We start from the raw sequence: 9,737 nt of genomic DNA, 5'->3' as shown, positions 1-9,737 counted from the left end.
CTAAAATAATCACCCTGGCGCGGGGTGGAGCAGCCCGGTAGCTCGTCAGGCTCATAACCTGAAGGCCGCAGGTTCAAATCCTGCCCCCGCAACCACTGATACCGACACTCCCGTGAGTCCAGCTCCGGGAGTTTTCGTTTTTTGAGCCTTTTCAGCAGTTTGCCGTTCGATCCAGTTCAGGATCGTACTTAGTTCTCCGTACAATAAAGCGTCGATTTCGCCCCTTGCTTTACCAGGTGAAAGGACGATCTTTTCGATTAAGGTCCGCAGGACTTCTGCAGCCTGCACTCTGTCCTCCGGCTGATTGAGTGTTGCGGTGAGATCCGCCACTTTTTTCGCGTAGATTGCCGAAGCACTTGGCAACAAGTCGGGCACATCTTGCGGACTCTCGGCCAGAAGTTCTCTCAGTTCGTCCTTACGAGCTTCGAGCGCGTCCATCTCGCACTTCATACTGGGATGGAACATGCCTTCCTTGATCGCCTCGATCATTCCTCGGATTTGCTTGTCGACCTTGGCCTGTTCCGCTCGCCAAACCTCGGCATTCGACCGCCGCTCGCGGTTGAGGCGATTGATCTCTCTGGCATAAGCGCGCATCGCTTCTGCAGCGACTTCCGGCGCCATCATACGATCTTTAAGACCGGCGAGGACGCGTGCTTCCAGATCCTCACGCGGGATCGTGCGGCTGTTTGAACAGGCGCCCTTGCTGATGTGGTTCGAGCAGGCGAACCGATCAGCGCCACGAAGCGAGTAGGGGCCGCCGCAGCAACCGCAGAATACCAGGCCGGACAGAAGGGACTTCGGCCGACGTGTGCCGTTCAGGCGGTTCTTCTTGTGGTGCTTGCGCACAGCCTCAGTGACATTGACGTATTTCTCGGCGATTGCGTCCTGCCGCTCGCGGACCGACTGCCAAAGCGCATCATCCACAATCCGCAGTTCCGGTACGTCTTTGATGATCCATTCCGATTCCGGGTTGAGCCGCGACACGCGCTTTCCGGTCGAAGGATCTTTGATGTAACGGAGGCGGTTCCAGATGAGGCGGCCGATATAGAGTTCATTGTTTACGAGTCCCGTGCCGCGCTTCACATGGCCCCGGATGGTGGTGTCGCTCCAGAGCTTGCCAGCCGGACCAGGGACATCTTCCTCGTTCAACGTGCGGGCGATTGTGCGCGGACCCAGGCCGGCGGCGAACTCGCGGAAAATGCGCCGGACAACATTCGCCTCGGCCTCGTTGATTTCCCGGTCGCCGCGAATGGGATCACCGCGGGCATCAAGCTGCTTGACGACATTGTAGCCAAAGCACAGGCCGCCGCCTGACTTGCCGTCTTCGACGCGGCCACGGACGCCGCGATGGGTTTTGGCGGCAAGGTCTTTCAGGAACAGCGCGTTCATCGTGCCCTTGAGGCCGACATGAAGCTCGCTGATCTCGCCCTCGGATAGCGTGACAATCGGAACGCCAGCAAATTTGAGGTGCTTGTAGAAGGTGGCGACGTCAGCCTGGTCGCGACTGATGCGATCCAGTGCCTCAGCAAGCACGATGTCGAACTGTCCAGCCTGCGCATCCTGAAGAAGGGCCTGAATGCCAGAGCGCAGGATCATGCTTGCGCCGGAGATGCCAGCATCCTTGTAGGTTCCGACGATCTTCCACTTCTCGCGCTTCGCCTGTTCGCGGCAGATGCGCAACTGGTCCTCGATCGACGCCTCGCGCTGATTGTCGGAAGAATATCGGGCATAAAGCGCAACGCGGGTCATATTGGCAGTCCTTTCAGGCTCCGTGTCGGGGGAGGTATCTTAATTCCGTTCAGGTTCGGAGGCGGCTTTGACGGTTCTGCCACTGCGCTGCGCCGCTGCCAGCAGCTCGTCATATTGGGCGGCCGACATCAGCACAAACTCGCGCCGGCCATGTCGCGTGATCTCTACCGGCTCACGGTGAGACTCGTTCAGATACTGTCCGAACTTGCGCTGGAATTCGAGGGAGGTTGTGGTTGGCATCGCAGACTCCAAGAGAATAGGCCTGCCTATATAATACGTGTTACACGTATAAATGCAAGAAGGATTTGAATGTCAGGGACGGACCTGACGTTGTGCTTTGCGCTCCGCTGCCAGTTTACGCTCGAACTGCTCGCGGGCGATCTGGCGACCGATCAGGCGAGCCAGCGACATTACGGGAGCGTCTTTGCGTGCGGGATCATTCCGGTCCGTTTCCGGTCCGGTCGAGGGTGTAACCTCGATATTGATCCTGTTCCGCTTGACCGCCACCGTTTCCAATATCCCATGCCCGAAAAGGGGTTGGGGCAATGGAAGCGTGGAATGTCAGCCGAGGGAAGGTCCCGGGCGCCGCTGTGCGGTGAATAGGATGCCGTGGCGTAGAAAAGGGACGGGTGAGTCTATCGTAGGAAGGTGGTCGTTCGAAGCAGAAGCTCGTCTATTCGCTATTTTCAATCATTCGCCATTAGTGAGGATGTAGCGTAGGAGACGCCCCGAAGCAGCCGCTCAAGCGCGTCGCAGCTAGGGGCCGAGCAGCCCATTGCGGACGGTCGAATATCGTCTCGCAGCATCACTGTAACGACCGATCTCTTACTGTAGACCTGAGGCTCTGACGGTACGGAGAGCCAGAGCGGCATATCTCATTTGGTCCCAGGAAGAACTGGAAGCCCCAATTCCCTCAGAAACGAGTTGTGGCTCGACGTTGCTTCCCGAATCTGGTTTTCGATGGAGACCAATTCCTGCTGCGTGGCAGCCAGGTCGATTTCAGCCTCAGCCACAGCGGTGCTGATGTATCGGGAGATGTTGAGGTTGAAGCCCTCCTCAGCGATGCGCTCCATGCTCACGCGCTTGGAGTAGCGGTCCTCTTCCTTGCGGAACTGGTACGTCTCGATGATCTTCTGAATGTCATTCGGCTTGCCATCTAACCCTTCACGCAGTCGGTTCTGCCGCTTGCCTTTTTCATAGTGCTCGGCCGCGTTAATGAAGAGCACATCATCCGGCTTCTTGCACTTCTTCAGCACGAGGATGCACACCGGGATACCAGTCGAATAGAAGAGGTTCGCGGGTAGGCCGATCACCGTGTCGATGTGGCCATCCTTCAGCAGCTTTGTGCGGATGCGCTCTTCGGCCCCACCCCGGAACAGAACGCCGTGCGGCAGGATGATGGCCATCACGCCCTCATCCTTCAAGTAGTGGAGACCGTGCAGTAGGAAGGCGAAGTCTGCGGCGGATTTAGGCGCTAGCCCATGGTTCTTGAACCGCACGTCATCGGCCATCGCTTCAGTCGGTTCCCAACGGAGGCTAAAGGGCGGGTTGGCCACGATTGCATCAAACGAGGGTTTCTTAGCAGGGTTCAGCTCTCGCAGGATGTCCCAGTCATTGCTCAGCGTGTCGCCATGATAGATTTCGAATTCTGTGTCTTTCATGCCGTGCAGCAGCATGTTCATGCGAGCAAGGTTATATGTGGTGATGTTCTTTTCTTGCCCATAGATTTTCCCGATGCCATGCGGTCCCATGCGCTTTCGCACGTTCAACAACAGCGAGCCGGAGCCGCACGCGAAATCGAGCACACTGGCAAGGCGTTCTTTCTTTCCCGTTGCGGGTTCCTGGCTGTCCAACGTCACGATCGCGGAAAGGATGTCAGACACCTGCTGTGGGGTATAGAACTCGCCTGCCTTCTTTCCGGAACCGGCGGCAAACTGGCCAATCAGATATTCGTAAGCGTCGCCCAGCGAATCGACATCGGACGAAAAATCGGCGAGCCCATTCGCGATCTCGGTGATGATGGTGCAGAGCTTGGCGTTGCGATCAGCGTAGGTCCGGCCGAGCTTTTCAGAGCCAAGATTGATTTCTGAAAAAAGCCCTCCGAACGTGCTCTGGAAGGACTCGTTCTCGATATATTTGAAGCCTGCCTGCAGGGTGTTCAGTAGATTGTCGCTCTGGGTGCGGGCCATGTGGGCGATGCTGGTCCAGAGGTGTTCCGGCTTGATGACGTAATGCGCCTTGAGGCGCATCTGCTTTTCAAAAGCCGAAACATCGTCGGGGTTTTGCGCGTACCACACGGAAAGAGGCGAGCGCCCACCATTGCCGATCGTGTTGGGATCCGGGTAATCACGTCCGAGCTCCTTCCGGACAGCCATCTCGTAGTTGTCCGACAGATAACGCAGGAACAGGAAGGACAGCATGTAATCGCGGAAATCGTCCGCGTTCATCGCCCCGCGCAGCGTGTCAGCGATGTTCCAGAGCGTCTTGCCCAGTTGCTTTTGGATTTGGTCGTTCATTGTGCGGGTGCTTCCTGGGGAACGGGTGCAGGCGCCGGGGCGGGCGCATGCAGAACGAAGTTGTACTTGGCTTTGATCCTCGTGAATACGTTCTCGAACATCGCCCGGTTGTCTGGATTCAGCTCGTCACTTTCGAAATAGTAGACCTTTTTGTGGGAGAGCGTGTTTACTATCCGCGCGACCTCGTCGACGTCAGTGATGCCGATCTGCCCAAGCACATACCCAAATTGGCCTACACCTAGAAACGAAGCAACGTTCTCCAAAACTTGCCGTAGCAAGGCAAAGTGGAATGCTCTCACATCACCGCTATCTTGCGCTTGCTGGAGGACTTGCAGCAAGCGCAGATGGTAAAGGAATACGTCTTTTCTTTCGGTCTCCAACGAAAGATCGCCACTCTTGGAGCTCAGAATGCAAACTTTTGCCTTGTCTCTAAACTTGCTGGCTTTCTCACCCTTCTTTAGCCAATCGGCAAGGATCGCGAAAAAACCCAAGTGATGCGTAGTGATGATGATCTTGCGCTTCTCGAAGTGTTCCTCGATCAAATCGAACAGCGTCGATGCCGTGATGAAGATGTTGTGGTCATCCAGACTGGATACTGGATCATCGATAAAGAAGTGGGATGCCTGCTGGTCTGCCCATCCCTCCACCTCGAAAAGCGCGAGGAAGAAGCACCAGACGAAAATCCGTTCTTCCCCGCGCGAAATCTTGAAGGCGACCTTTGAGATGTTGCTAGGGTCATTGGGGTCCGCTTCTTCTTGGAAGAACGACACCGCCTGAATGCCGTCTTCGGGATCGTCATAGGGAATGAACTCAAAGCGATAGCCTGGTTTGAAGCGGTTCAGCTTGTCGCGCACGTTATCTTCGGTCAGTGCGCTGTGGAACTTGTTAAGGCTGCACTTGCGGATATCCAGCTGGATAGGTGTTCCGTCGTTTTCGGGGTCGTTCTGCCAGACGAAAAGATCCTCGCTGTAGGCATTGTAATACACGCCCGCATGCGCGCCCCCTTCGTCCTTGGTAGCGTCCTTGTAGGCGACTGAGAGCCGCGTTTTGCCGGTTGCGTTGAACGCATAGAGCAGAATGATATTTTCCTTTGCCTTTAGGACGTGGTCGGCAATGTCGGAATGGTTCATAATTGAAGTTCTTCAATGGCTGGGAAAAGTTTCTGCATTAGCCCCTTCTTATGGGTCTTGAGCGTGTCGAGCTTTCGGGTCTCGGCGGTGATGAAGTCGTCGATGGTGGTGAGGCAGTCGGAGATGCGTTCTTGTTCGGGAAGTCCCGGAACGAGTAACCGCACCGAGGAGAACAGCGACTTATTGATGATCGGAACAGCCTGCTTACCGGCGAGCAAAGTGATGCGGTCAGTTGCATTCGACAAAGCAAAATAGACGAACCCACCGGAGTGCCTTACGTTAGGGATGACCGCATTGATTTGCTGGTTCGTCGCGCAGTCTCGAACGTTCTGGGCGATTTTTCCAATCGTGGAACCGATACACACGAAAAGGACGCTGCCCGCCCTGATCGGGCGAGTTTTCTGGAAGCCTGCCGCGGTCAGCGTGGTTTTGGTTTCGTCTACGTACCTTAGTTCAGAGATGTCCGCGGGCGACACGAATGGAATGCCGCCTCCGTAAAGGCTGGGATCAGTTGTGCTTGGCGTGCTCCCTGTGACGACCTGACCAAAGTCGCCAACCGACTGTTCTACCCAATCCCCCGTGCCCTCGAACTCGGGGAACCGGAGGCGGGGTTGGGTTTCGCCTTCCTGGGGGAAAAGCTGCTGCATCAGGCCCGTCTTGTGGGCTTTCAGTGCCTCCACCTTCCGCCCCTGTACCTCGATCAGCGCGTCGGCAGAAGCCAGGCAGTCGGCGATCTTTTGTTGCTCAGGCAGGCTCGGTGTCGGGATTTCGACTCCGAAAAAGGTCTCCTTGCTGATATTAAGCAATCCGTTGCCGCGCGCACCGCTGGTGATGTGCCTCTTGAGCTGCTTCCCATGCTGGTTCTGCTCAAAGCAATTCTGAAAGAAGCCGTTCGAATAGTTATCCTTGAGACGGAAAGCGATGAACACGTTAGGTGCGGCGACTTCCCCCCAGCCTTCCAGAAGGTAGATGCATCCCTGCGGAAACTTCAGGGAATTTCCTTTGTTGAAGACGAAGTCACCGTCGCGAACCAGCGTGTAAAGCTGATACTGATTGCCAGAGATATCGCGGCCGAACTTCTCGGCTTGGGGCACAAATCCGATACCAGCCGAAATGCTGACCGGGGTAAGTTTCCTCTCGCCAACACGTTCATCAACCGGAACCGATGCTTTCCGCAGGCTTATTGGTTTCCATGCCGGGGCATCCTGAAACTCCGGAAACCGTAGCTTGGGCACCAATGTAGCCCCTTCGTCCACCACGGCAGACGATTTCTCCTTACTGTTCATAAGCGCTCAGCCCCGAAATCTCGCGGCCACCGGCTCGCTTCAACAATAGCGACATCAGGTCGGCCATCAGATCCAGTTCCTTCACCCGCCGCGCCTTCCAGTTCAGGCCAAGGGGTTCCATCAGGTCGGTCAGCGCCTCTCCATCAAAGATCATACGTTGCAGGATGGTGTCGACAAAGCCTTGCAGCGCTTCGGTGGCCAGGCCGTGCTTGCCCGCGATCTCCGCCAGTTCCACTGCGTTCTTTTCCGCCTTGAAGCGGATATAGCCCTCGCGGATGGCCTTTTCGCTGAGGCCCTCGCCAGCCTTCAGGGTGTTGATGTAGGCGGCGATATCTTCGCGCTCGTCCATGAACTTCGCGTCGGACTGGATCAGGCCGATCAGTTCCTCGCGGCTCATCTTCTGCTTGCCGGGCGTTGCCTCGGAATAGCGGGCGATCAGGCCCATGATGTAGTCATAGTCGATGACGGCAGAAGCGAAGAGGACGAACTCGAAATCCAGTTGGTCGGCTTCCTGGCTGGGCTTTTCGGCGGCTGTGCCCTGCTGGGCGCGAAGGCGCTGCGCGGTTTCCAGATAGGCGCCGCGGAAGCCAAGCAGGTTGTCGCGAGGCAGAACCTGCTCGATAGTATTGCGGTTTTCTTCAGTCAGGTCAGTGTACTGGTCAAGTTGGGTCTTGAGCCGCTGGACCTCCTTGAAGTGTTCGATGAAGGCCGCGCGGGCTGCATCGCCCTTAAGGTTGGGCACCGCTTCCGGGGCGCAGTCGAGGCCCTGCGATTTCATGAAGGTATCAAGCTTCTGGACCGCGGTCTCCAGTTTCTGGATGACCACCGGGGCCTTGTCGACCAACCAGATTTCGCGCGCCTTTTCAGCTGCGGCTTCGCCCGAGAATAGCGCGATGGCGGCATCGACCGCGCCTTGCTGCTGGCGGAAGTCGAGGATGTTGCCATAGGGCTTGGTGGCGTTCAGCACCCGGTTTGTGCGCGAGAAGGCCTGGATCAGCCCGTGATGCTTCAGGTTCTTGTCCACATAGAGGGTGTTCAGGAACTTGGAGTCAAAGCCGGTCAGTAGCATGTCGACGACAATCGTGATGTCGATCTTGTGGTGTGGCTGGTTGGGGTAAGCCTTCTTGAGGTCGGTATCCGGCCATTGCTGATCTTTGATGCGCTTCTGGACGTCCTGATAGTACAGATCGAATTCACCGATCTTGTGGTTGGTGCCGAAATGGGAGTTGTAATCGGCGAGGATGGCTTTCAGCGCCTCTTTCTTCTTTTCCGGTTCGACCGCGTTGTCTTCCTTCTCCGTCGGCAGGTCTTCCTGAATCTGCTTCACGTCAGGATCGCCCTCGGCGGGCGGGGAGAAGACGCATGCGATGTTCAGCGGCTGGAAGCTCGGATCCGTTGCCAGTTTTTTGGCCTGAATTTTCTTGAAAAGGGTGTGATACTCGATGGCGTCATTGATCGACGAGGTGGCTAGCAAGGCGTTGAAGCGGCGGTGACCAGTGGCCGCGTCATGTTTCGCGAGGATCGCATCAATGACCGCCCGCTTGGCCAGTGGTTCACCCGGCTTCGGCAGCGTTTTGCCTTGCGGCTTGAAATAGTCAACATGGAACCGAAGAACGTTCCCGTCCTCGATGGCGTGTGTGATCGTGTATGTGTGAAGGCGCTGCTGGAAGAGGTCTTCCGTCGTCTTCATGCTGGCCTGAGTGTCTTCGATCTTCTGCTGCGCGGCGTTCTGATCAAAGATCGGCGTCCCGGTGAAGCCGAAGAGCTGGGCGCGCGGGAAGAACTCCTTGATAGCCTTGTGGTTCTCGCCGAACTGCGACCGGTGACATTCGTCGAAGATGAAGGCGATGCGCTTGTCGCGCAGGGGCTTGAGCTGCTCCTTGAAGCTCTTCTTGCCGTCCTTCTTCTGTTGCTTGTTGCGCTTGCTGTTTTCGTCCAGCGCGAGGCCCAGCTTCTGAATCGTACAGACAATGACCTTGTCGGCGTAATCGTCCGACAGAAGGCGTCGAACCAGGGAGGCAGTGTTGGTGTTCTCCTCGACACAGCCTTCCTGGAACTTGTTGAACTCCTCGCGCGTCTGGCGATCGAGGTCTTTGCGATCCACGACGAAGAGGCATTTCTCGATGCCGGGATTGTCCTTCAAGAGCGTTGACGCCTTGAAGGAGGTGAGCGTCTTGCCGCTGCCCGTCGTGTGCCAGATGTACCCGTTACCGCAGTCCTGGGCGATGGAGTCGACAATCGCCTTCACCGCGTAGACCTGATACGGGCGCATCATAAGTAGTTTCTGCTCGCTTGCGACCAGAACCATGTACCGGCTGATCGTCTGGCCGAGGGCGCATTTGACAAGGAATGTATCGGCAAAGCTGTCGAGATGGACGATCTTCTTGTTGTCGACGTCCGCAAACTCATAGACTGGGAGAAATCGTTCTTCTGCATTGAAGGCGAAATGACGCACATTGTTGTTCGCGAAGTAAAAGGTCCGATCGCGGTTGCTGACGATGAAGAGCTGAAGGAAGCATAGGATGGTCTTGGTATAGCCGTTCCCGGGATCGTTCTTGTAATCGACGATCTGCTCCATGGCACGACGAGGGCTAATGCCGAGGGTCTTCAGCTCGATCTGGACAATCGGAACGCCATTGATCAGGAGAATGACATCATAGCGGTGGTGGCTGTTGTCCGTATTAATACGAAGCTGGTTGATCACCTCGAAGGAATTCTTGCACCAGTCCTTGATGTTCACGAGTGTGTAGTTCAGCGGCGTGCCGTCATCGCGGGTGAAACTATTCCGCTCGCGCAAAGTTCGTGCCGCCGTAAAAACATCCGGCGTGACTATTTCATCGTGCAGCCGCTGAAACTCGCCATCAGTGAGCTTGATGCGATTTAGCGTCTCGAATTTGGTCCTAAAATTTGCCTCCAAAGTAGCTCTATCACGAATATCAGGTCGATACTCGTACTTAAGCTCCTTGAGTTTCGCGATCAGGACATCCTCAATATCGCGTTCGGGTCTGTTCGTGGTCATCACGAGACTCATTTGCTATCACGCCCGTCTGACGGGA

General features: G+C 56.2%; 7 protein-coding genes, 1 tRNA gene and 1 pseudogene. 2 read left to right on the top strand and 7 right to left on the bottom strand.

Annotated elements, in window-relative coordinates:
- Nucleotides 1-18: 18 nt before the first annotated feature.
- Nucleotides 19-95: transfer RNA gene (locus QBD01_RS24965), tRNA-Met, on the top strand.
- Between the two features lie 283 nt (nt 96-378).
- The gene (locus QBD01_RS25500; protein WP_392391480.1) at nt 379-690 is read left to right on the top strand and encodes a hypothetical protein; all 312 of its coding nucleotides are present in this window, start codon (nt 379-381) and stop codon (nt 688-690) included.
- Nucleotides 691-693: 3 nt separating this feature from the next.
- Here QBD01_RS25500 and QBD01_RS25495 read toward each other — a convergent pair.
- From QBD01_RS25495 to QBD01_RS24930, 7 genes and pseudogenes are all read right to left on the bottom strand, one after another.
- Nucleotides 694-1,749, bottom strand: a pseudogene (locus tag QBD01_RS25495) (recombinase family protein); the annotation flags it as partial.
- Nucleotides 1,750-1,788: 39 nt separating this feature from the next.
- A complete protein-coding gene (locus QBD01_RS24955; RefSeq protein ID WP_280994978.1) occupies nt 1,789-1,989 on the bottom strand; it encodes a type II toxin-antitoxin system prevent-host-death family antitoxin in 201 nt (66 codons plus the stop codon).
- Nucleotides 1,990-2,061: 72 nt separating this feature from the next.
- On the bottom strand, nt 2,062-2,256 hold the full coding sequence (locus QBD01_RS24950) for a hypothetical protein (RefSeq protein WP_280994977.1): 195 nt from the start codon (nt 2,254-2,256) through the stop codon (nt 2,062-2,064).
- 368 nt (nt 2,257-2,624) lie between these two features.
- Nucleotides 2,625-4,265: a type I restriction-modification system subunit M gene (locus tag QBD01_RS24945; RefSeq protein ID WP_280994976.1), complete on the bottom strand. Its 1,641-nt coding sequence runs from the start codon at nt 4,263-4,265 to the stop codon at nt 2,625-2,627.
- Nucleotides 4,262-5,395 carry an AAA family ATPase gene (locus tag QBD01_RS24940; RefSeq protein ID WP_280994975.1) on the bottom strand — a complete coding sequence of 378 codons (1,134 nt, stop codon included), beginning with the start codon at nt 5,393-5,395 and terminating at the stop codon, nt 4,262-4,264. The genes QBD01_RS24945 and QBD01_RS24940 overlap by 4 nt, the downstream gene beginning before the upstream one ends.
- Nucleotides 5,392-6,681, bottom strand: a complete 1,290-nt coding sequence (locus tag QBD01_RS24935; RefSeq protein WP_280994974.1) for a restriction endonuclease subunit S — start codon at nt 6,679-6,681, stop codon at nt 5,392-5,394. Before QBD01_RS24935 ends, QBD01_RS24940 begins: the two co-directional genes overlap by 4 nt.
- On the bottom strand, nt 6,671-9,700 hold the full coding sequence (locus QBD01_RS24930) for a type I restriction endonuclease subunit R (protein WP_280994973.1): 3,030 nt from the start codon (nt 9,698-9,700) through the stop codon (nt 6,671-6,673). Before QBD01_RS24930 ends, QBD01_RS24935 begins: the two co-directional genes overlap by 11 nt.
- Between the last annotated feature and the right edge of the window lie 37 nt (nt 9,701-9,737).

Origin of the sequence: Ochrobactrum sp. 19YEA23 (assembly GCF_029909865.1) — a bacterium.
Lineage (GTDB): Bacteria > Pseudomonadota > Alphaproteobacteria > Rhizobiales > Rhizobiaceae > Brucella > Brucella gambitense.
The sequence above is the reverse complement of the archived record's forward strand: the minus strand, read 5'-3'. Positions and strand labels throughout refer to the sequence as shown.